The 22109-nt window shown below is 39.7% G+C and carries 17 protein-coding genes; 14 read left to right on the forward strand and 3 right to left on the reverse strand.

The genetic code is table 11. From position 1 onward, the window contains the following. The first annotated feature begins 1 nt into the window (after nucleotide 1). Nucleotides 2-1579, forward strand: coding sequence for a flavin-containing monooxygenase (locus AC1M9H_RS05835; RefSeq protein WP_481612958.1), 1578 nt, complete (start codon nucleotides 2-4; stop codon nucleotides 1577-1579). A gap of 157 nt (nucleotides 1580-1736) precedes the next feature. Here AC1M9H_RS05835 and gltA read toward each other — a convergent pair whose 3' ends face one another. Beyond that, nucleotides 1737-3011, reverse strand: a complete 1275-nt coding sequence (gene gltA / locus AC1M9H_RS05840; RefSeq protein WP_035269948.1) for a citrate synthase — start codon at nucleotides 3009-3011, stop codon at nucleotides 1737-1739. A 1041-nt stretch (nucleotides 3012-4052) separates the two neighbouring features. Here gltA and sdhC point away from each other — a divergent pair. The 10 genes from sdhC (at nucleotide 4053) to AC1M9H_RS05890 (ending at nucleotide 16530) form a co-directional block, all read left to right on the forward strand. Beyond that, nucleotides 4053-4451 carry a succinate dehydrogenase, cytochrome b556 subunit gene (gene sdhC / locus AC1M9H_RS05845; RefSeq protein WP_179997761.1) on the forward strand — a complete coding sequence of 133 codons (399 nt, stop codon included), beginning with the start codon at nucleotides 4053-4055 and terminating at the stop codon, nucleotides 4449-4451. Further along, nucleotides 4451-4816, forward strand: a complete 366-nt coding sequence (sdhD, locus tag AC1M9H_RS05850; RefSeq protein ID WP_035268511.1) for a succinate dehydrogenase, hydrophobic membrane anchor protein — start codon at nucleotides 4451-4453, stop codon at nucleotides 4814-4816. The genes sdhC and sdhD overlap by 1 nt, the downstream gene beginning before the upstream one ends. Nucleotides 4817-4828: 12 nt before the next feature. Next, on the forward strand, nucleotides 4829-6727 hold the full coding sequence (gene sdhA, locus AC1M9H_RS05855) for a succinate dehydrogenase flavoprotein subunit (RefSeq protein WP_035268510.1): 1899 nt from the start codon (nucleotides 4829-4831) through the stop codon (nucleotides 6725-6727). Between the two features lie 14 nt (nucleotides 6728-6741). Next, nucleotides 6742-7452 (forward strand): succinate dehydrogenase iron-sulfur subunit, encoded by a 711-nt coding sequence (locus AC1M9H_RS05860; protein WP_035268507.1) that lies wholly within the window; start codon nucleotides 6742-6744, stop codon nucleotides 7450-7452. Between the two features lie 738 nt (nucleotides 7453-8190). Further along, nucleotides 8191-11013: a 2-oxoglutarate dehydrogenase E1 component gene (locus AC1M9H_RS05865; protein ID WP_035268518.1), complete on the forward strand. Its 2823-nt coding sequence runs from the start codon at nucleotides 8191-8193 to the stop codon at nucleotides 11011-11013. Between the two features lie 17 nt (nucleotides 11014-11030). Beyond that, nucleotides 11031-12242, forward strand: coding sequence for a 2-oxoglutarate dehydrogenase complex dihydrolipoyllysine-residue succinyltransferase (gene odhB, locus AC1M9H_RS05870; RefSeq protein WP_092766828.1), 1212 nt, complete (start codon nucleotides 11031-11033; stop codon nucleotides 12240-12242). Nucleotides 12243-12302: 60 nt separating this feature from the next. Further along, nucleotides 12303-13736: a dihydrolipoyl dehydrogenase gene (gene lpdA, locus AC1M9H_RS05875; RefSeq protein WP_035268502.1), complete on the forward strand. Its 1434-nt coding sequence runs from the start codon at nucleotides 12303-12305 to the stop codon at nucleotides 13734-13736. Nucleotides 13737-13903: 167 nt separating this feature from the next. Continuing rightward, a complete protein-coding gene (sucC, locus tag AC1M9H_RS05880; RefSeq protein ID WP_481612959.1) occupies nucleotides 13904-15070 on the forward strand; it encodes an ADP-forming succinate--CoA ligase subunit beta in 1167 nt (388 codons plus the stop codon). Nucleotides 15071-15082: 12 nt separating this feature from the next. Beyond that, entirely contained in the window at nucleotides 15083-15973 is an 891-nt protein-coding gene (gene sucD / locus AC1M9H_RS05885) for a succinate--CoA ligase subunit alpha (RefSeq protein WP_035268498.1), read from the forward strand. 77 nt (nucleotides 15974-16050) lie between these two features. Then, entirely contained in the window at nucleotides 16051-16530 is a 480-nt protein-coding gene (locus tag AC1M9H_RS05890) for a hypothetical protein (protein WP_481612960.1), read from the forward strand. Nucleotides 16531-16534: 4 nt separating this feature from the next. Here the strand turns inward: AC1M9H_RS05890 and rsmD are convergent, their stop codons facing one another. Together rsmD and mrdA are read right to left on the reverse strand one after the other, a co-directional pair. Beyond that, the gene (rsmD, locus tag AC1M9H_RS05895; protein WP_481612961.1) at nucleotides 16535-17086 is read right to left on the reverse strand and encodes a 16S rRNA (guanine(966)-N(2))-methyltransferase RsmD; all 552 of its coding nucleotides are present in this window, start codon (nucleotides 17084-17086) and stop codon (nucleotides 16535-16537) included. Then, on the reverse strand, nucleotides 17087-19186 hold the full coding sequence (gene mrdA / locus AC1M9H_RS05900) for a penicillin-binding protein 2 (RefSeq protein ID WP_481612962.1): 2100 nt from the start codon (nucleotides 19184-19186) through the stop codon (nucleotides 17087-17089). 236 nt (nucleotides 19187-19422) lie between these two features. Here mrdA and AC1M9H_RS05905 point away from each other — a divergent pair, with 236 nt between their 5' ends. The 3 genes from AC1M9H_RS05905 (at nucleotide 19423) to adk (ending at nucleotide 22054) form a co-directional block, all read left to right on the forward strand. After that, nucleotides 19423-19938 (forward strand): hypothetical protein, encoded by a 516-nt coding sequence (locus tag AC1M9H_RS05905; protein ID WP_481612963.1) that lies wholly within the window; start codon nucleotides 19423-19425, stop codon nucleotides 19936-19938. Between the two features lie 64 nt (nucleotides 19939-20002). Further along, nucleotides 20003-21319 carry a DUF445 domain-containing protein gene (locus AC1M9H_RS05910; protein ID WP_035268489.1) on the forward strand — a complete coding sequence of 439 codons (1317 nt, stop codon included), beginning with the start codon at nucleotides 20003-20005 and terminating at the stop codon, nucleotides 21317-21319. Between the two features lie 75 nt (nucleotides 21320-21394). After that, on the forward strand, nucleotides 21395-22054 hold the full coding sequence (adk, locus tag AC1M9H_RS05915) for an adenylate kinase (protein ID WP_035268488.1): 660 nt from the start codon (nucleotides 21395-21397) through the stop codon (nucleotides 22052-22054). The last annotated feature ends 55 nt before the right edge of the window (nucleotides 22055-22109 follow it).

The raw sequence follows: 22109 nt of genomic DNA on the forward strand, positions 1-22109 counted from the left end.
AATGACACTCGATAACGAATTAGAGAGCAATGCAGATTTAAAAATTCAAACTGCTGATCAATCTGAAAAAGCAGAAGTAAAAGTAAAGAAAAAAAATAATGCAGATAAAGAACTTGAAGTCGAACAATCACAAAAGGTGTATGACACGATTGTTGTTGGTGCAGGTATTTCCGGTATCGCTGCGGCATATAAAATGAATCAGGCGGGATATCGCGAATACATTGTGCTGGAAAAAGCGAACCGAGTTGGTGGTACATGGCGCGATAATAATTATCCAGGATGTGGATGTGATGTTCCTTCAGCCTTATATTCTTTTTCCTTTTCGCCAAGTCACAAATGGAGTCATTTGTTTGCCAAACAGCCAGAAATCTTAAGTTATCTTGAGGAAGTGGTTGAGAAGCATCAACTGACTGAAAAAATCCAATTTAATCATGAATTAAAAACAGCACGTTGGGATAACGAGAAGGCGCAGTGGTCGTTAGAAACTTCTCAAGGAAAGTATCTAGCAAAAACGGTAATCTTTACAACGGGACCGATTACTGAGCCATCATTTCCAAAAATTAAGGGCATAGAAAGTTTCAAGGGGGAAATGTTTCACTCTGCAAGATGGAATCATGAGTACGATCTGAAAGGTAAACGTATTGCTGTTATTGGTACAGGTGCTTCAGCGATTCAATTTATTCCTCAGGTTCAGCCATTAGCGAAAGAACTCTTTGTGTTTCAGCGTACAGCACCTTGGGTGTTGCCAAAAGCTGATATGAATTTGAATGATCAAGCGAAATCACTGATCCAGAAATTTCCCGTTATTCAATCCACTTGGCGGAGCAGTATTGCCCAAATTTTAAATGGCATTAACTTTGGTTTGCGTAATCCGAAAGTGCTGAAGCCTGTGAATTTCTTAAGCAAACAATTATTGAAGTTGCAAATTCAAGATGATGAATTAAGAAAAAAAGTCACACCAAATTTTGATATTGGCTGTAAACGTCTTTTATTTGCCAACAATTACTATCCAGCATTGCAACAAGATAATGTGAAACTAATCAATGAGGGGTTGGTTGAGATTGATGGGAATACGGTCGTTGCGGCCAATGGTGAGCGTCATGAAGTAGATGTCATCATTTGGGGTACGGGTTTTGAGGTATCGCATCCGCCAATTGGTAAACGCATTTACGATATGGATGGGAAGCTCTTAGCAGATCGCTGGAAAAATAGTTCACCAGAAGCTTATTTAGGTGCAAGTATTACCAATGTACCAAATGCATTTTTGGTGCTAGGACCAAATATTCTGGTTTATGACTCATTTATTGGTATTGCTGAAGCTCAATTAGATTATATTCTTGATGGCCTACTAAAGATCAAAAAGCAAAATATTAACAAGCTTGTGATTAAAGACGACGTTGTTAAGCGACATAATCAATTGGTTCAAAAGCATCTTAAAACCACTGTATTTAATGCAGGGGGCTGTAAGAGTTACTATTTGGATGAAAATGGTCGTAACTTTGCAGCATGGCCATGGTCTCTTGCAAAATTAAAACAGCAGTTAAGCTCATTAAATTTGGATCATTATTCACAATACTGATCAAAAAAGCCTGATTTAATCAGGCTTTTTTTTGTTTGTAGATATTCTAGATATACGAGGTTTCTATTTCATTAGGGCTGAAAACAATATTTTGTTGTTAATCAGATAATAAAAAACCACCCAAAGGGTGGTTTTTTGACTGTCGACGTAGTTCGAATTAACGAACGATATCGCGTTGAACTTCGCCAGTGTAAAGCTGACGAGGACGTCCGATCTTGTATGGGCCGCTGTGCATTTCTAACCAGTGGCTGATCCAACCAACAGTACGTGCAAGTGCGAAGATTACAGTGAACATTTCTGTTGGGATACCAATCGCTTTAAGGATGATACCTGAATAGAAGTCAACGTTTGGATAAAGGTTACGCTTGATGAAGTATTCATCAGAAAGTGCGATACGCTCCAATTCCATTGCTAAAGCTAACTGTGGATCATTGATACCTAAAGCACCAAGAACTTCATCACAAGTTTCTTTCATTACTTTAGCACGTGGATCGAAGTTTTTATAAACACGGTGACCGAAGCCCATAAGTTTAACTTCTTTAGTCTTCACTTTTTCCATGAAGCCAGCAACGTTTTCTACAGAGCCGATTTCATCAAGCATCTTAAGGACAGCTTCGTTTGCACCACCGTGAGCAGGGCCCCAAAGTGCAGAGATACCAGCAGCGATACATGCATACGGATTAGCACCAGTAGAACCAGCTAAACGTACTGTAGACGTAGAAGCATTTTGTTCATGGTCAGCATGAAGCGTGAAGATACGATCCATTGCTTTTGCAAGAATAGGGTTAACTTTGTAATCACGATCTGCTGGAGTAGCAAACATCATGTACAAGAAGTTTTCTGCATAGCTTAAGTCATTACGTGGGTAAACGAATGGTTGACCAACAGTATACTTGTAGCTCCATGCAGCAAGGGTAGGAATTTTAGCAATCAAACGGATCGCAGTAATTTCACGGTGATCAACATTTTCGATATCAAGGTTGTTGTGATAGAACGCTGATAACGCACCAACAACACCAACCATAATCGCCATAGGGTGTGCATCACGGCGGAAACCGTTATAGAAGCGGCTAACTTGATCGTGAACCATAGTGTGGTTACGAACTTTAGCGTCAAACTCTTCTTTTTGCTCAGCTGTAGGAAGCTCACCATTTAATAATAAGTAGCAAGTTTCTAAATAATCAGCTTTAGTAGCTAGTTGGTCGATTGGATAACCACGGTGTAATAGAACACCTTTATTACCATCGATAAATGTGATTTTAGACTCGCAAGACGCTGTAGCCATAAAACCAGGATCAAAAGTGAAGTGACCTGCGGCCAATACATCTTTAACGTCGATTACATCTGGGCCCAATGTGCCGCTGTAAATTGGTAATTCAATTTCTTTGCCATCAAGCTGTAATACGGCTTTTTTGCCAGTTGCTTCAGACATTCAATAGATCTCCTGTCCTGGTGAATGTTTTATCTAACCCGAAATAATCTGTTGTAATCCGTGAGTTAGACGGTTTCAAAATTTGCTCTAAGCTTAGTGAGTAGTCAAAAATTGTCAATTATACTTATGGATAAAAATGACGACCTAAAGTGACTGATTCTAAACTCAGTTAATCAGTAGGAATTTATCTGCTTTTCACTAGCGCCGCCGTATAATAAGACAATTTCAACGGTAGTGGCATAAAAAAAAAGACAAAAACGTGCATATTTTGATGATTTAAACCAAGTAATGCTTGATTATTAATACCTTTTATCAATATGTTAAAGGTTGTGAAAAGCGATTGTTTATAGAATTTGTCAGTTTTTTTAAGATGATAGACTGAATAAATACACCAAAAATGACAATGAAATATTTTTTTTCACTTTATTTACTAATTGATTAAAAAGTGTCTAATTTATAATGTTTCATTACATTTTAAGTGGTGAGCTCAACATTAGAAAATGAAGTTTATTTTGTAATTAATTTATAAGTGCATATGATTTTTATCCTTTTTTACATTTGAAATTACTCAATTCAATTAGATAAAAAAACAATGACCATGTGAGCAATATTCATTTTTCTAATTAGTTTTAAAAGTACAAATTATTTGAGATTTAATTTTCTTTAAGTTTTTGAAAAATAAAATAAATATTATATTTCTTAAAAAAATATATTTTTGTAGTGAGTTGTGCTTTAGTCTAATTAAGACAAATCGAACATTTGAGTTCAGTAACACTAAATTAAAATAAATTGATATAAATATTAATGGCTTAGTGTTTGTATTTAAATAGAGAGATGACTTAACTGTAAGAAAGTAGATGTAAATGATTCTTATTTAAAAATATTTTATGGTTGACGCCTGCTTCGTAGGTTTGTAATTTGAAATTGCACGTTTTATAATTCCGTGTCGTATAAAGGTTTAGACAATTTATTTGTCTAACAAATGCCAGCTTTCCTTCGAATTAATTCCAACAAACTCCGGATGGAGTTTTTAACTACAGGATGCCCGCTGTGAAAAGCAACAGACCTGTCAATTTGTCCATGGGTCAAGTTTTAGACGTAAACTTAAAATCCCCTGTGGCTATTGCATCTATTTTACACCGTCTTTCAGGTGTCATCGTATTTTTACTCGTACCAGTTCTTTTATGGATCTTAGACAAATCATTGTCTTCTCCTGAGGGCTTTGCACAAGTTCAAGCTATTTTTGATAGCTTTATCGTGCGCTTCATCGTATGGGTATTTGTCGCTGGCTTAATCTACCACTTCATCGCAGGTATCAAGCATTTGCTTGCTGATATGGGTATCGCTGAAGAGTTACAAAGTGGTCGTGTAGCAGCAACAATCGCATTAATTTTATCTGCAATTGGTATCGTTGCATCATTTGTATGGATCGTACTCTAATGAAAAGTGCTACTGGTTTAACGGGTTCAGGTTCTCGCGATTGGTTTATCCAGCGTGTAAGTGCTGTAGTTTTAGCTGTTTATACTGTTGTGGTGTTTGGTTGGATCCTTTGTAATGGTGGTTTCAACTTCGAACAGTGGTACGGCTTTATGATGACATTACCGATGAAGATTTTATCTTTATTGGCAGTCTTATCTCTTGTTGCACACGCATGGATTGGTATGTGGCAAGTATTCACTGACTATGTGACGACTCGTCAAATGGGTCCATCAGCATCAGGTTTACGCCTAGTACTGACTTCAGCAGTCATTATTGCTGTATTTGCATATGCGATCTGGGCAATCCAGATTTTTTGGGCGAATTGATAGGAAACAATCATGGGCGCTATAAACCCTAAAGAAGATTATACAAATATTCCACACGAAACTTTCGATGCTGTCATCGTTGGTGGTGGTGGTTCTGGTATGCGTGCTTCTTACCAACTTGCTCAAGCTGGTTTGAAAGTTGCGGTATTGACTAAAGTATTCCCAACGCGTTCTCACACTGTAGCTGCACAGGGTGGTATTGGTGCTTCTCTTGGTAACATGCAAGAAGATAACTGGCACTACCATTTCTATGACACAGTAAAAGGTTCTGACTGGTTAGGTGACCAAGACGCAATTGAGTTTATGACTCGTGAAGCGCCACAAGTTGTATATGAACTTGAACATCTAGGTATGCCATTTGATCGTAACGCTGACGGCACAATTTACCAACGTCCATTCGGTGGTCACTCTGCGAACTATGGTGAAAAAGCTGTTCCTCGTGCTTGTGCTGCTGCCGACCGTACAGGTCACGCACTTCTTCACACGCTTTATCAAAGCAACGTGAAAATGGGTACACAATTCTTCGTAGAATGGATCGCGCTTGATTTGATCCGTAATGAAGCAGGTGATGTACTTGGTGTTACAGCAATTGACCAAGAAACAGGTAAAATTGCAGTATTCCAAGCGAAAGCAACATTGTTCGCAACGGGTGGTGCTGGTCGTGTTTACCGCGCATCTACAAACGCATATATCAACACTGGTGACGGTCTTGGTATGGCTGCTCGTGCAGGTATTCCATTACAAGATATGGAATTCTGGCAATTCCACCCAACGGGTGTTGCAGGCGCAGGCGTATTGTTAACTGAAGGTTGTCGTGGTGAAGGTGCAATCCTTCGTAACAAAGACGGCGAACCGTTCATGGAGCGTTATGCTCCAACTTTGAAAGACTTAGCACCACGTGACTTCGTATCACGCTCTATGGACCAAGAGATCAAAGAAGGCCGTGGTTGTGGTCCTAAAGGTGATTATATCCTTCTTGATATGACGCATTTGGGTGCTGATACGATCATGAAACGTCTTCCATCTGTATTTGAGATTGGTAAGAAGTTCGCGAACGTTGACATCACAAAAGAGCCAATTCCTGTTGTACCAACAATCCATTACCAAATGGGTGGTATTCCAACTAACATTCATGGTCAAGTTGTTGTTCCTGAATCGCGTGAAACTACTCCGCTAGAAGCACATTACGACAAAGACAGCGATACTTATTCTACCAATGCTGCGGATCGCAATTTCACTAAACCAGTGAAAGGTTTCTATGCGATTGGCGAATGTTCATGTGTGTCTGTACATGGTGCTAACCGTTTAGGTACAAACTCATTGCTTGACTTAGTTGTATTTGGTAAAGCTGCTGGCGAACATATCATTGACTATGTGACTAAGCATCACGGTGATGAATATGCGCCGCTTCCAACAACTGTGCTTCAGCAAACTGTCGAGCGTATCCGTCGCTTAGATGAGTCAACTTCTGGTGAGAATGCGCAAGAAGTTGCTGATGCAATTCGCGATATCGTTCAAGATCATGCAGGTGTATTCCGTACAACTGAACTTCTTGAAAAAGGTGTGAAAGAGATTCTGGCACTTGAGCCTCGTATCCGTAATATCCACTTAAAAGACAAATCAAAAGTATTTAATACTGCGCGTATTGAAGCACTTGAAGTGGAAAACTTATACGAAGTTGCAAAAGCGACCTTAATCTCTGCTGCTGCACGTAAAGAATGTCGTGGTGCGCATACTGTTGTAGATTTTGAAGAATCTCCAGATCATCCAGCATATCCTTACGGCCGTCGTGATGATGAGTGGATGAAGCATACTTTATGGTTCTCTGCTGATAACCGTCTTGAGTACAAGCCAGTACGTTACAAGCCTTTATCAGTTGATGCTATTCCACCTAAACCACGTACATTCTAATTGGGAGAAGTAAGATGAGTAGAGGTACTCGTACATTTAATATCTACCGCTACGATCCTGATAAGGATAAAGCACCGTACATGCAAACATTCAAGCTTGAGTTGACTGATAAGCACCGTATGTTGCTTGATGCGCTACTTGCATTGAAAGTTCAAGACGAAACTTTAACGTTCCGTCGTTCATGCCGTGAAGGTATTTGTGGTTCAGATGGTGTAAACATCAATGGTAAAAATGGTTTAGCGTGTCTTTGGAACCTAAACGATTTGCCAGAAGTAATTACTATTCGTCCATTACCAGGTCTTCCAGTAATCAAAGACTTGGTTGTAGACATGAATCAGTTCTATGATCAGTACGACAAAATTCAACCGTTCTTGATTAATAATCAACCTGCACCACCTAAAGAGCGTTTACAATCTCCAGAAGAGCGTGAGCATCTTGATGGTTTGTATGAATGTATTCTTTGTGCATGTTGTTCAACGTCTTGCCCATCATTCTGGTGGAACCCTGATAAATTCTTGGGTCCTTCAGCATTGTTGAATGCATATCGTTTCATTATTGATTCGCGTGATACTGCTACTCAAGACCGTTTGGCTCGTTTAGACGATCCTTTCAGTTTATTCCGTTGTAAAGGTATCATGAACTGTGTATCAGTATGCCCTAAAGGTCTAAATCCAACAAAAGCGATTGGTCACATTCGTAGCATGTTGTTAGATCAAGCTGGATAATGCTGTTCCAAAAAAAGCACACTTAGGTGTGCTTTTTTTTTAATCAAAACTTGATGTTAAATTTAGTTTTCGAGATATTTTGGTTGAAGTGGTTAGATTTGCCCCAATCATAAAAAAATATGCACTTTAGGGATAAATGAAAACGTTTTGCATCTGCAAATATCTTTTTAAAATGTTAAGATATCGGTTTTATGATCCAAGTTGCATGTATTTAAATCTATAATTTTAGGCTTTAGTCTAATAATTATGAATTTTAATAGAATTTATCTAAATGCACCTTATATTATCTCAATGGTTTATAGTTGTATTTAGCTAATTTATGAATGGTATGTGTCAATAAAATCAGTTTGAAGTGAAGTTCATGGTAGGATTTGAACAAAATTTTTAGCATGAATATTATTCAATCTGTACATTAAATCAACTTTTTGGTGGTTTGGTGTTAAGCTGAAAGCAGGGATAATGAAATTGAAAAGTTGCTTTAGAAAAGACTAATATTTTTATTTTTTTCTAAGTCAATTTGCAAAAATTGCTCGGTAATTTTATCGAGTATAAAGATGAGTGATGATGCCAATGAGGGCGTTATGATTCGTCATTGGTATTAGAAACTCTCTAATGCTATACGCCCCATGGTCTTTTGTACCAGATGGGTGAATGTCAATTTACCGATTTGGCATTATCAATCATGGGCGAGCTTAGAAAGCTCCCTGTAATGTTTTGCAATAGGAAATGGGTCCACAAATGCAAGAAGTTGCTGACGCATTGCGTCTTGACACTGAACTTTCCGCTGACAGTGCAGCGTATATTGAAGAACTTTATGAGCAGTATTTAGTTGCTCCAGAATCAGTCGGTGCTGATTGGCAAGAATACTTTGGTAAGTTCCCAAAAGGGGATCAACCACACAGCAATGTACGTGAGCAATTCCTTTTATTGGGTCGTAACTCAAACCGTATTCAGCCTGTCGTTCAAAGTTCAGTTAGTTCTGAGCACGAGCGTCGTCAGATTGGCGTATTACAATTAATCGCTGCATACCGTAACCGCGGTCATCAAAAAGCAAAATTAGATCCATTAGGTTTGGCAAAACGAGAAGAAGTGCCTGATCTTGATCTAGCGGCTCATGGTTTAACCAAATCTGACTTAGATACTGTATTCAATACAGGTAATCTTGCAATTGGCAAAACTGAAGCAACTTTAGGTGAAATGGTCAATGCGATGGAGGCGACGTATTGCGCTTCTATTGGTGTTGAATATATGCACATTGTTGACACTAAAGAGAAACGTTGGATTCAACAACGTCTTGAAGGTGTGAAAGGTCAATTTGGTTTTTCAGCAGAACAAAAGAAACATGTTCTTGAACGTTTAACTGCAGCTGAAGGCTTAGAGAAATACTTAGGCAATAAGTATGTTGGTGCTAAGCGCTTTGGTGTGGAAGGCGGTGAATCTTTCATTCCGATGGTTGATGCTGTTATTCAACGCGCAGGTTCTGTGGGATGTAAAGAAGTTGTGATCGGTATGCCACACCGTGGTCGTCTCAACTTGCTTGTCAATATCATGGGTAAAAACCCAGCAGATCTTTTCGGTGAATTTGAAGGTAAATCACTTCACAAGAAAGGTTCTGGTGACGTTAAGTATCACCAAGGTTTCTCGTCAAACGTAATGACTCCAGGTGGCGAAGTTCATTTGGCATTGGCATTTAACCCATCACACTTAGAAATCGTAGGGCCTGTAGTTGAAGGTTCAGTACGTGCTCGTCAAGTTCGTCGTAAAGACATTGGTGGTGATGATGTATTACCAGTAATCGTACATGGTGACGCTGCATTTGCTGGTCAAGGTGTGAACCAAGAAACCTTCCAAATGTCACAAACACGTGGTTATACGGTAGGTGGTACAGTTCATATTGTTGTCAATAACCAAGTTGGTTTTACAACATCAGATCCACGTGATGCACGTTCTACAGAATACTGTACTGATATCGCGAAAATGATTCAGGCACCAATCTTCCATGTGAATGGTGATGATCCTGAAGCTGTATTGTTTGTTGCTCAACTTGCACATGATTTCCGTCATACTTTCCGTAAAGACGTTGTTATCGATATGTTCTGTTACCGTCGTCGCGGTCACAATGAAGCAGATGAGCCAGCAGCAACTCAGCCAATGATGTATCAAGTCATTAATAAGAAAACGACGACTCGTGCATTATATGCTGACAAATTAGTACAAGAAGGTGTAATTGATCGTGCGACTGCAGATCAGATGATCGAAGATTACCGTGCTGATTTAGAAGCAGGTAAACATGTTGCGAATGCACTTGTACTTGAACCGAATAAAAAAATGTTCGTTGACTGGACGCCATACTTAGGTCACGAATACACTGACGTTTGGGATACTACTTTCCCTGAAGAGCGTTTAAAAGAACTTGGTCGCAAAATGCGTGAGCTTCCTGAAGGCTTCGTGATGCAGCGTCAAGTTTCTAAGGTGATCGATGATCGTCTTAAAATGCAAACTGGTGAAATGCCATTGAACTGGGGTGCAGCTGAGACTCTAGCTTATGCTTCGTTATTGGACGAGGGTTATCTTGTTCGTTTAACTGGTGAAGATGTTGGTCGTGGTACATTCTCGCATCGTCATGCGAAGCTTCATAACCAAGTAGACGGTTCGACGTATATTCCACTTTGCCATATTAAAGAAAATCAGCCGCGTACAGCGATTTATGACTCATTATTGTCTGAAATGGCAGTATTGGCATTCGAATATGGTTATGCAACAACTCTACCTAAGAGCTTAATTATTTGGGAAGCACAATTTGGTGACTTCGCGAACTGTGCTCAAGTTGTTATTGACCAATTCATTGCTTCTGGTGAGACAAAGTGGGAGCGTGTTTGTGGTTTAACGATGCTTCTTCCACATGGTTTTGAAGGTCAAGGCCCAGAGCACTCATCTGCACGTTTAGAGCGTTTCTTACAGCTATGTGCTGAAGAAAACATGCAAGTGATGACACCTACAACTCCTGCACAGATTTTCCATGCTTTACGTCGTCAGGCGATTCGCCCAATTCGTAAACCAATGATTATCATGTCTCCAAAGTCATTATTACGTCACAAATTAGCGGTATCTAATCTTGATGAATTGGCGAACGGTACTTTCCAAACTGTGATTGATGAAGTTGATAACATTAATAAGTTGGATGTGACTCGTGTAGTGCTTTGCGGTGGTAAGGTTTATTACGATTTACTTGAAAAACGTCGTGAAAATGAATTGAACAACACTGCTATTGTTCGTGTTGAACAATTGTACCCATATCCAGAAGCACGTTTAGCGGAAGTACTTGCACAATATCCAAATATGAAAGAGCTTGTTTGGGCGCAAGAAGAACCGAAGAACCAAGGCGCATGGTTATTCATCGCACCACGTTTATACGAAGGTGTTATGAAGTCAGGTCAACAAATTCAAATCAGCTATGCAGGACGTGAAGCATCTGCTGCACCGGCTTGTGGCTCACCATATTTACATGCAAAACAACAAGCACAACTCGTTAACGAAGCGCTTGCGATCGTAGCAGAATAATCAGGAGAATCTTAAGAATGGCAACCGAAATTAAAGCACCGGTATTCCCAGAGTCAGTTGCAGACGGAACAATTGCAACTTGGCACAAACAACCAGGTGAAGCGGTATCACGTGACGAAGTGATCTGTGATATCGAAACGGATAAAGTTGTACTTGAAGTTGTTGCTCCTGCAGATGGTACGATTGCAAATATCATCAAAGGTGAAGGCGACACAGTTCTTTCTGATGAAGTAATTGCTACATTTGAAGCAGGTGCTGTTTCAGGTGCTTCTCAAACTCAAGCTGTTCAATCTGAAGAGAAAGTTGAGCAAGCTGCTGCTGCTACAGAAGCGGGTGCTGCTCCTGTTGTTGAACGTGCTCAAGCTCCTGTTCAAGACCAAGCTCCAGCTGTTCGTAAGGCATTAACTGAAACTGGTATTAATGCATCAGAAGTTTCAGGTACAGGTCGTGGTGGCCGTATCACTAAAGAAGATGTGGCGAATCACCAATCTAAACCTGCTGCTGCACCATTAAGCGTAGCTGTAGGTGAGCGTATTGAAAAACGTGTTCCTATGACACGTCTTCGTAAGCGGGTGGCTGAGCGTTTACTTGCTGCAACGCAAGAAACAGCAATGTTAACGACGTTCAACGAAGTCAACATGAAGCCAATCATGGACATGCGCGCTCAGTACAAAGATGCTTTTGAAAAGCGTCATGGTGCTCGTTTAGGCTTTATGTCATTCTTTGTTAAAGCTGCAACTGAAGCACTTAAACGCTACCCAGCTGTAAATGCTTCAATTGATGGTGATGATATCGTTTATCACGGTTACTATGACATCGGTGTAGCGGTATCTTCTGACCGTGGTTTAGTAGTACCAGTATTACGTGATACTGATCGCATGAACTATGCTGAAGTTGAAAATGGTATTCGTGATTACGCATTCAAAGCACGTGATGGTAAGCTCGGCATTGAAGACATGACAGGTGGTACATTCACGATCACTAATGGTGGTACTTTCGGTTCATTGCTTTCAACACCAATTTTAAATACGCCACAAACTGCAATTTTGGGTATGCATAAAATCCAAGAGCGTCCAATGGCGGTAAATGGTCAAGTTGAAATCTTACCAATGATGTATTTAGCGCTTTCTTATGACCACCGTTTAATTGATGGTAAAGAAGCAGTAGGTTTCCTTGTAACAATCAAAGAATTGTTAGAAGAACCAGCTAAACTTATCCTTGATCTTTAATTCTAAAGAATAAATCCATGGGCTTAGAGCGATCCTCTAGGCCCATTTTTGGAGAGAAGAATGTCTCAACAATTTGATTTAGTAGTAATCGGCGGTGGTCCAGGTGGTTATGAAGCTGCTATTCGTGCAGCACAACTGGGTTTCAAAGTTGCGTGTATTGAAAAGCGTATTCATAAAGGAAAACCATCTTTAGGTGGTACTTGCTTGAACGTGGGTTGTATCCCATCTAAAGCACTTTTAGACTCTTCACATCGTTATGAAGATACTGTTCATCATTTAGATGATCATGGTATTACAACGGGCGAAGTAAAATTTGATCTTCAAAAGTTACTTGCTCGTAAAGATAAAATCGTTAACCAACTTACAATGGGTATTGATGGCCTGTTGAAAGGTAACGGTATTGAATGGTTGCAGGGTACAGGTAAATTATTAGCTGGTAAAAAAGTTGAGTTTGTTCCACATGAGGGCGAAACTCAGATTTTAGAACCTAAATATGTCATTCTTGCTTCCGGTTCTGTTCCTGTAAATATTCCTGTTGCTCCTGTAGATCAAGATCTTATCGTTGATTCTACTGGCGCGCTTGAATTCCAAGAAGTACCTAAGCGTTTAGGTGTAATTGGTGCAGGTGTAATTGGTCTTGAACTTGGATCAGTATGGCGTCGTTTGGGTGCAGAAGTTGTTGTTTTTGAAGCAATGGATGCATTTTTACCAATGGCTGATAAAGCTTTGGCAAAAGATTACCAAAAAGTATTAACTAAGCAAGGTCTTGATATTCGTGTTGGCGCAAAAGTAGCTGGTACAGAAATCAATGGTCGTGAAGTAACAGTTAAGTACACTCAAGGTGGCGAAGACAAAACTCAGACTTTCGACAAATTGATCGTTTGCGTGGGTCGTAAAGCGTATGCAGAAGGTTTATTAGCAGAAGATTCTGGCATTAAACTTACTGAACGTGGTTTGGTTGAAGTAAATGATTGGTGTGCAACTTCTGTTGAAGGTGTATATGCAATTGGTGACTTAGTACGTGGTCCAATGCTTGCACATAAAGCAATGGAAGAAGGCGTAATGGCTGTTGAACGTATTCATGGTCACGCAGCTCAAGTGAACTATGACACGATTATTTCTGTGATTTATACACACCCTGAAGCGGCGTGGGTTGGTTTAACAGAAGAACAAGCTAAAGAAAAAGGTCACGAAGTTAAAACAGGTCAATTTGGTTTCGCAGCGAATGGTCGTGCGATGGCAGCTGGAGAAAATGCTGGTTTCGTGAAATTTGTTGCTGACGCTAAAACGGATCGTTTGCTTGGTATGCACGTGATTGGACCTGCTGCGTCCGATATCGTTCACCAAGGCATGATCGCACTTGAATTTGTATCAAGCGTTGAAGATCTTCAATTAATGACATTTGGTCACCCAACATTCTCTGAAGTAGTTCATGAGGCTGCGCTAGCAGTAGATGGGCGAGCAATTCACGCGATTCAGCGTAAACGTAAATAACACAAAAAAGAGCGGCTGAGGCCGCTCTTTTTGCATTTGGTGGTTGTTTTTGTTTGAATAATCATCTAAAACTAGAATACTAAATTTAATAAATGCCAATATTTATTGCGAAGGAAGTTTAAATATTGGTGTGTCATAAAAAGTGAAAAGTAGTAAAAGGTAAAACAATGAATTTACACGAGTATCAGGCGAAATCGCTGTTAAAAAAATATGGTATGCCAGTTCAGGAAGGCATCATCGCTACAAATGCAGAGGAAGCAGTAAAAGCATTTGAACAGCTAGGCTGCAAATTCGCTGTTATGAAAGCACAAGTACATGCCGGTGGGCGTGGAAAAGCTGGCGGCGTTAAAGTCGTTAAGTCAGCTGATGAAGCAAAAGAATATGCTTCGCAAATTATTGGTACTCGTTTAGTTACATATCAAACGGATGCAAATGGGCAACCAGTTAACAGTGTACTCGTTGCAGAAGACGTCTATCCAGTTGAGCGTGAATTGTATTTAGGCGCAGTTGTTGATCGTTCATCACGTCGTATTACTTTCATGGCTTCTACTGAAGGTGGTGTCGAAATTGAAAAAGTCGCTGAAGAAACTCCAGAAAAAATTATTAAAGTTGAAGTAGATCCATTGGTTGGCTTACTTCCTTTCCAAGCTCGTGAAGTCGCTTTTGCTTTAGAGCTGAAAGATAAACAGATTAATCAATTTGTTAAAATTATGTCTGCAGCTTATCAAGCGTTCGTAGAAAATGATTTCGCATTGTTTGAAATTAATCCATTGTCAGTCCGTGAAAATGGTGAAATTTTGTGTGTTGATGCCAAGGTCGGTATTGATTCGAATGCTTTATATCGTTTGCCAGAAGTTTCTGCTTTAAGAGATAAATCGCAAGAAAATGAGCGTGAGCTCAAGGCATCTGAGTTTGACCTTAACTATGTTGCTTTAGAAGGTAATATTGGTTGTATGGTGAATGGAGCAGGTCTTGCAATGGCAACCATGGACATCATTAAACTCTATGGTGGTCAACCAGCAAACTTCTTGGATGTAGGTGGTGGCGCAACCAAAGAGCGTGTAATTGAAGCATTCAAGATCATTTTAGCGGATCAGTCAGTACAAGGTGTGCTGATCAATATCTTCGGTGGTATTGTGCGTTGTGACATGATTGCTGAAGCAATTATTGCAGCGGTTCAAGAAGTAAATGTAACAGTGCCTGTTGTTGTTCGCTTAGAAGGGAATAATGCAGAACTAGGTGCAAAATTACTTGATGAATCTGGTCTTAAACTAATTTCTGCAAACGGCTTATCTGATGCCGCAGAAAAAATTGTTGCTGCAGTAAAAGCATAAGGAGTATCAATCATGAGCGTATTAATTAATAAAGACACTAAAGTATTGGTACAAGGCTTTACGGGTAAAAATGGTACATTCCACTCAGAACAAGCTTTGGCTTATGGTACTAAGGTTGTGGGCGGTGTGACTCCAGGTAAAGGCGGTCAAACTCATTTAAATCTACCTGTATTCAATACAATGAAAGATGCAGTGAAAGAGACTGGTGCTGATGCATCGGTCATTTACGTTCCTGCACCATTTGTATTGGATTCTATCGTTGAAGCAGTTGACTCTGGCGTTGGACTGATTGTTGTTATCACTGAAGGTGTACCAACCATTGATATGCTGAAAGCGAAACGCTATCTAGAAACCAATGGAAATGGCACTCGCTTAGTGGGTCCAAACTGTCCAGGTGTTATCACGCCGGGTGAATGTAAGATTGGTATTATGCCAGGACATATTCATCAGCCAGGACGAATCGGTATTATTTCGCGTTCTGGTACGTTGACCTATGAAGCTGTTGCACAAACTACGAAGTTAGGATTAGGTCAATCAACGTGTATTGGTATTGGTGGAGATCCAATCCCTGGTATGAATCAGATTGATGCTTTGAAACTGTTCCAAGATGATCCAGACACAGATGCAATTATTATGATTGGTGAGATTGGTGGTACAGCTGAAGAAGAAGCGGCAGAATATATCCAATCAAATGTGACCAAACCCGTTGTTGGTTATATTGCTGGTGTGACTGCACCGAAAGGTAAGCGAATGGGTCATGCTGGTGCTATTATTTCAGGTGGTAAAGGCACGGCAGAAGAAAAATTCGCTGCGTTTGAACGTGCTGGAATGGCATATACACGTAGCCCAGCTGAACTTGGTTCAACGATGCTAGAAGTACTTAAAGAAAAAGGTCTAGCTTAATGCTTTAAGTAAAAAAGCCTCCTGAGTGGAGGCTTTTTTTCATGCATAATAATAAGATATAGAAACGTAAAATTAATATGATTCAAAATTTAAAACTTTATTTACAAGCTTTGATGATTTTTTCTATTTCTGCTGTTCACGCGAATTCTTTGGATTATGATGAAAATACGAATGATCAAAATCTCATTTTTAATTTTTTTGAAGTTCAGCAAGAACTTCACTATGAGCCTGCTATAGAAGATTTAAATAGTGAACAGACCAAGATTGCAGAATTAAATGAGAAAGAATATTCGAGATTTGATGTATTGACGCATTCAATTTTTCAATCTGAACGTATTCAATTTTTTAATTTCACGGCTTTTGATCGGAATGAATTGAAGAATAAACTCGATACAGGTCATTTTGACTTATCAAATCTGGAACAATTAAGCATTACGTTTGGATACGGTGTTGAGTATTTACTGAAAGAGAATCAAACGATAGGGTACGAGTTTTTATCCTCATTTCCCTACGATCGAGGCAGATTGATTCGGATTTTTTGGAATCAGACATTTTAAATGTCTAATCTATTTTTTGATAAAGGCCTGATTTAACTGTTCCAGCTTTGGTTTCTTTTATGAGACGCCATGAAGAAGGTAGATTAAGTGATGACAATGGTTGATCGGCTTCGACATAAATAAATGCATCTGCTTTGAGTTTTGGGTTAATCAATGAAGCTAACTCCTCCCAAAGATTTAAACTATAGGGAGGATCTAAAAAAACTACATCGAATTGATTGTTTGAAAGTTGTTTTAGCGCGATCTGGGCAGTGCTTTGAATCAGTTTTGCATTATTCACATTTAAAAGCGCTAAGTTTGATTTTAAAAATTTATTTTGCTCTAAATTAGGTTCGATCATCGTGACATGAGCTGCCCCTCGAGATAGCGCTTCAAAACCTAATGCACCAGATCCAGCGCAAACATCTAGCACCTGCGCTTGTTGAATATCCCACATTAGCCAATTAAATAAAGTTTCGCGTACACGATCTGGTGTTGGTCTTAAACCCTCAATAGTGGCAAAAGGTAATACACGGCGTTTCCATTCACCACCAATGATGCGGAGTTGATTTTTCATTTATTGACTCGTGTTATGTTGAGTGTCAGTGTTTGCATTCGTTGCATTCGTTGCATTCGTTGCATTCGTTGCATTCGTTGCATTCGTTGCATTCGTTGCATTCGTTGCATTCGTTGCACTGTTGCTGTTACGTGATGCTTGAAGTTCACGAGGAAGTGCATTCGGATCGGCTGACAAATTGGTAGATCCGCTAGGTAATTCACCAGGCTTAATGCCTGCTGTCATTAGGCCGCCACTGACACCATGATTCATCGGCTTTATTGGTTTACGATCACGATGGAGTAACCAATAATCCAATACAGGTCGTGCGAGTGCGGTTGCTCCTGAACCTCCACGACCATTTTCCCATATTACTGCAATGGCTATTTCTGGATTGTCGGCAGGGGCGAAGCCTACAAATAAGCCGTGATCGAGTTGACGTTCAGTTAATAAAGCTTCGTTATACTTTTTACCTTGCGCAATACTCTTGACCTGAGCGGTACCTGTTTTACCCGCAATTTGATATTGCAGTCCACCACGAATCCCTTTACCTGTTCCAGATTGGATCACATCCACCATGGCATCACGCATCTTAATCCAATCTTCATCAGTACCATTGAAGGCAATTTTATAATCTGGTGCATTGTGGACTTTGAATTGCTTTGTGCCTTTGGTTTCACGCAATACGTGCGGTGTAACATGGGCGCCATGATTTGCGGTAATTGCAGTTGCCATCGCGAGTTGTAAAGGGGTAGAAGTGAATGCACCTTGCCCAATACTGACTGAGATTGTTTCACCTTTGAGCCATTTAGAATTGCGAGTACGCATTTTCCATTCTGGCGAAGGATACAAGCCTGTACTTTCGCTAGGAAGGTCTACACCCGTTTTCTCACCAAATCCAAACTGACGCATCCATGTGTTCATACGATCAATCCCCATCTGGTAAGAAAGAACGTAATAGTAAGTATCACAAGAGACAACAATGGATTTATGCATATTGACTACACCATGCCCCGTTTTTTTCCAGTCGCGGAATTTGTGAGAGTCTCCTGGTAAGTGGAAATAACCTGGATCTGAAATAGCAGTTGACCAATCGACAATACCGTAGTGAATACCCCCTAATGCAGCCATAGGCTTAATGGTAGAACCTGGTGGATAGGTCCCTTGAACTGCGCGGTTATACAACGGCTGATCTAAATTGTCACGCAGTGCACTATAGTCTGTATGACTGATACCAGTCACGAATAAATTGGGGTTGAAACTCGGACTCGAAACGAGTGCCAAAATTTCACCTGTACGTGGATCCATTGCAACAATTGCACCACGACGCCCCGCAAGTTGCTCAGCAGCTACTGTTTGGAGACCATAATCAAGTGATAAATAGAGGTCATTACCGCGTACAGAATCTTTACGCCCTAATTTCCGTAAGACATTACCAAATGCATCTGTCTCAATAGATTCAAAGCCAGGTGAACCATGCAACAGGTCTTCGTAAAATTTTTCTACGCCAATTTTACCGATCAGGTTAGTGCCTGCGTAAGCATCTTTATCAATGCTTTTAAGTTCTTTATCATTAATACGACCGACATACCCAATAACATGGGCAAATAATTCACCATGTGGGTAATAACGCGTCATTTGGGTTTCAATGGAAACACCAGGAAATTTAAACTTTACTTCGCTAAATTTAGCGATATCTGTTTCAGTTAAGTTTAGTTTAAGCGTTACACGTTCAGTCTTTTTTGCGGTTTTTACACGACTCATGAAGCGTTCAATGTCTTCTTCGCTCAAGTCAATAATCTTTCTAAGGCGTTCTACAGTGTCTTCAATATCAGGCACATCCGCTTTACTTAATGTAGCCGTAAAAACTGGATAATTGTCAGCCAGTAGAATGCCGTTACGATCAAAAATATAACCGCGGGCAGGGGAAATCGGTTGTAAACGAATTCGGTTTTTGTCCGATGCATCTTTAAACTGGTCGTAATGCACAATTTGCAAATAAGCATATCGAGACAATAGAACAAGTAAAAAAAAGATTACCACGCAAATAGCAAACACCACTCGACTACGAAAAATTCGCTTTTCTTGTTGTACATTCTTCAGTGGGAACTGCTGCTTCATAGATCTTTACTTTTTTGCGGGTAAAAGCTGACTTTATATCAAAGTATTTTAACTCAGATTGACTATAAAATTTGTAAAATTAATAAATAGTTCGTATGTTATAAAAATTAAAATTTGACCAAATAGACACTAATTTTAAAGCTTGTTGTATATAAGAACGAAAATTATTCTGTTAAAGTCGAATCACTATGGATGAATAATAATATTGTTCTCAGTTTGAGAGAATGGAGAAAATAATGAGAAAAATCGTTTCCTTTGCTGTCATGATGTGGGTAGGGAATTTAGCATACGCAGATTTTTCATCGTTTTATCCTGAAGCAAAATTGAAACCAGAACAATTTTCTAAAATAAATGTGGGTGCTGGTGTTACACAACGGTTAGCGCATGGGAATTTAGAATACGTCACTCCATACGGTATTGGATACGGAAAGCTTGGCGCTTTCTTAAATGACGAACACGATGTGGGCGCTCAAGTCGGTTTTCGTTATCCAATAATTCTCGGAACTAAGGACTTAAATGGATTTTATTTAGGTGCATTTGCTGGTCATCTAAAATCAAAAACAGTCAATGGTGAAAAGGAATCTCAACTCGGTGGTGGTATAGATTTATCTTATGTCATGCTGAATAAAGAAAGAATTAGTACATTTAGTGTAGGGATAAAAGCAGGAGAGGAAATCACGCAAGGAAACCAAGTGATTTTTGAAACTAAACCAGAACTACAGTTTGCTTACACCTTAAGTGTAGGATTTTAGAAAACTTTATGGTTTTATACCTCAAGTTCGACTGCAATTAGATATATGAATATGAGAGTCATGAATGTTTGGATATGTGAGTGATTTGTGGCAAGCCTTCGTCAATCGACCTGATTTTTATGCAGTACTGAGTATTATCCCAGTAACCGCATTTGTGACTTGGGCTCACGTCTGGATGGCACTCAAGATGGTGTTTTATCCAATTAAGTTTTGGGGTTTTCACTTAGGTCCGCTTCCGGTGGGATGGCAAGGAATTGTTCCACGTAAGGCAGGACGTATATCGGGTATTATTACCGACAATACACTATCAAAACTTGGCTCCTTACGAGAGTTCTTAGATGCGATGGATCCCGAGGATACTGCTCGTATCATTGGTGAACAGGTTGGCTTTGAGTTAGAGCACTTAATTGATGAAGTGATGATGGATCGCAATGCGGTTCTATGGGAAAACTTACCTTACTCAATCAAGCGACGTATTTATGCGCAAGCACATAAGCAACTTCCAAATGTTTTGAAAGAGCTCGTAACCGAATTAACTTTAAATGTTGAGTCGCTCGTGGATATGCGTGCGATGGTAGTGAGTCAAATGGAAGGCGACCGTCAATTGATGGTCAATATGTTCCTAAAAGTGGGTCAAAAAGAAATTAACTTCATTTGGCATATCAGTGCATTAATCGGTATGTTCTTTGGTATCTTCCAAATGATCGTTTGGTTTGTCGTGCCTTGGCATTGGACTGTACCATTCTGGGCAGCAATTTGGGGATTTTTAACAAATTGGATTGCAATTTGGATGGTATTTAATCCAGTTGAACCACACTATATACGTTATCCACAATTCTTTGAATTAACGAAAGATCGTAAATTCCCTTGGATAAAACCTGTCATTCCACGCATTGGTTCTTATAATATTCAAGGTGCGTTTATGAAGCGCCAAGAAGAAGTATCTGATGTATTTGCCCGTGTAGTGACTGAAGATTTGATTACATTGAAATCTATTATGATGGAAATGATGTATGGTGGAAAAAAAGACAAAACACGCCGTATTGTTAAACGTCATATCAATGAAATCATGGAAACACCATTGGTTCGTACATCATTACAGCTATCTTTAGGTCCAAAAGAGTATGCAAAACTCAAGACAGACTTGATCGATCGCTCAATTGAAATTACGATGGTGCCTGTATGCGACCCAGCTTTTAATGCGAGCCGCGCACAGAAAATCTATCAAATGTTTAAAGAACGTATCCGTGAATTAACGCCGCGCGAGTTTCAAAATCTATTACGTCCTGCATTCCAGGAAGACGAATGGATCTTAATTGTGCTAGGTGGGGTAACAGGTTTCTTCGCGGGTCTGATTCATTTATTTGTGGCTTTCTTATAAATAGATGCTGGATTGGTGCCTACCAAAGACATTAACCAAGTATCGTCGATATAGTTAAAATGAGGATGTTTATTTATGCGCATTATATTACTCGGACCACCTGGAGCAGGTAAAGGTACTCAAGCTCAGTTGATCTGCAAGCGCTACAATGTCCCACAAATTTCAACCGGTGATATGCTCCGTGCTGCAATTCGTGAAGGAACTGAACTCGGTCTACAGGCAAAATCTGTAATGGACAATGGTGGTCTAGTTTCTGACGAACTGATTATTGGTCTGGTTAAAGAGCGTATTGCACAACCAGATTGTGCAAATGGTTGTATCTTTGATGGTTTCCCTCGTACGATTCCTCAAGCTGAAGCTTTGGAAAAAGAAGGCATTGATATTGATCACGTGATCGAAATTGATGTGCCTGATGAAGAAATCGTTAAACGCTTATCGGGTCGTCGCCAACATCCAGCATCAGGTCGTGTTTATCATATCGTCTACAACCCACCAAAAGTGGAAGGTAAAGATGATGAAACTGGTGAAGATTTAGTTCAGCGTCCAGATGACCAAGAAGAAACAATTCGTAAGCGCTTAGGTTCGTATCATACTGAAACTGAACAGTTAGTTGGCTTTTACCAAGGGCGTGCAGCTTCAGGTGAAAATGCGCCAACGTATGATAAGTTGAATGGACTTCGTCCTATTGAAGAAGTTCAAAAAGAACTTTTTGCAATTTTAGATCAAACTAAATAACCATTATTCAGCTTTGACAAAAAAGAAGCCCTAAGTCATATTAGGGCTTCTTTTT

It is taken from the genome of Acinetobacter sp. ANC_7512 (assembly GCF_056779935.1).

What these genes read in the sequence shown, in the direction of transcription:
- AC1M9H_RS05835 (WP_481612958.1), top strand. Translation starts at nt 2, where the DNA reads ATGACACTCGATAACGAATTAGAGAGCAATGCAGATTTAAAAATTCAA.
- gltA (WP_035269948.1), bottom strand. Translation starts at nt 3,011, where the DNA reads ATGTCTGAAGCAACTGGCAAAAAAGCCGTATTACAGCTTGATGGCAAA.
- sdhC (WP_179997761.1), top strand. Translation starts at nt 4,053, where the DNA reads ATGCCCGCTGTGAAAAGCAACAGACCTGTCAATTTGTCCATGGGTCAA.
- sdhD (WP_035268511.1), top strand. Translation starts at nt 4,451, where the DNA reads ATGAAAAGTGCTACTGGTTTAACGGGTTCAGGTTCTCGCGATTGGTTT.
- sdhA (WP_035268510.1), top strand. Translation starts at nt 4,829, where the DNA reads ATGGGCGCTATAAACCCTAAAGAAGATTATACAAATATTCCACACGAA.
- AC1M9H_RS05860 (WP_035268507.1), top strand. Translation starts at nt 6,742, where the DNA reads ATGAGTAGAGGTACTCGTACATTTAATATCTACCGCTACGATCCTGAT.
- AC1M9H_RS05865 (WP_035268518.1), top strand. Translation starts at nt 8,191, where the DNA reads ATGCAAGAAGTTGCTGACGCATTGCGTCTTGACACTGAACTTTCCGCT.
- odhB (WP_092766828.1), top strand. Translation starts at nt 11,031, where the DNA reads ATGGCAACCGAAATTAAAGCACCGGTATTCCCAGAGTCAGTTGCAGAC.
- lpdA (WP_035268502.1), top strand. Translation starts at nt 12,303, where the DNA reads ATGTCTCAACAATTTGATTTAGTAGTAATCGGCGGTGGTCCAGGTGGT.
- sucC (WP_481612959.1), top strand. Translation starts at nt 13,904, where the DNA reads ATGAATTTACACGAGTATCAGGCGAAATCGCTGTTAAAAAAATATGGT.
- sucD (WP_035268498.1), top strand. Translation starts at nt 15,083, where the DNA reads ATGAGCGTATTAATTAATAAAGACACTAAAGTATTGGTACAAGGCTTT.
- AC1M9H_RS05890 (WP_481612960.1), top strand. Translation starts at nt 16,051, where the DNA reads ATGATTCAAAATTTAAAACTTTATTTACAAGCTTTGATGATTTTTTCT.
- rsmD (WP_481612961.1), bottom strand. Translation starts at nt 17,086, where the DNA reads ATGAAAAATCAACTCCGCATCATTGGTGGTGAATGGAAACGCCGTGTA.
- mrdA (WP_481612962.1), bottom strand. Translation starts at nt 19,186, where the DNA reads ATGAAGCAGCAGTTCCCACTGAAGAATGTACAACAAGAAAAGCGAATT.
- AC1M9H_RS05905 (WP_481612963.1), top strand. Translation starts at nt 19,423, where the DNA reads ATGAGAAAAATCGTTTCCTTTGCTGTCATGATGTGGGTAGGGAATTTA.
- AC1M9H_RS05910 (WP_035268489.1), top strand. Translation starts at nt 20,003, where the DNA reads ATGTTTGGATATGTGAGTGATTTGTGGCAAGCCTTCGTCAATCGACCT.
- adk (WP_035268488.1), top strand. Translation starts at nt 21,395, where the DNA reads ATGCGCATTATATTACTCGGACCACCTGGAGCAGGTAAAGGTACTCAA.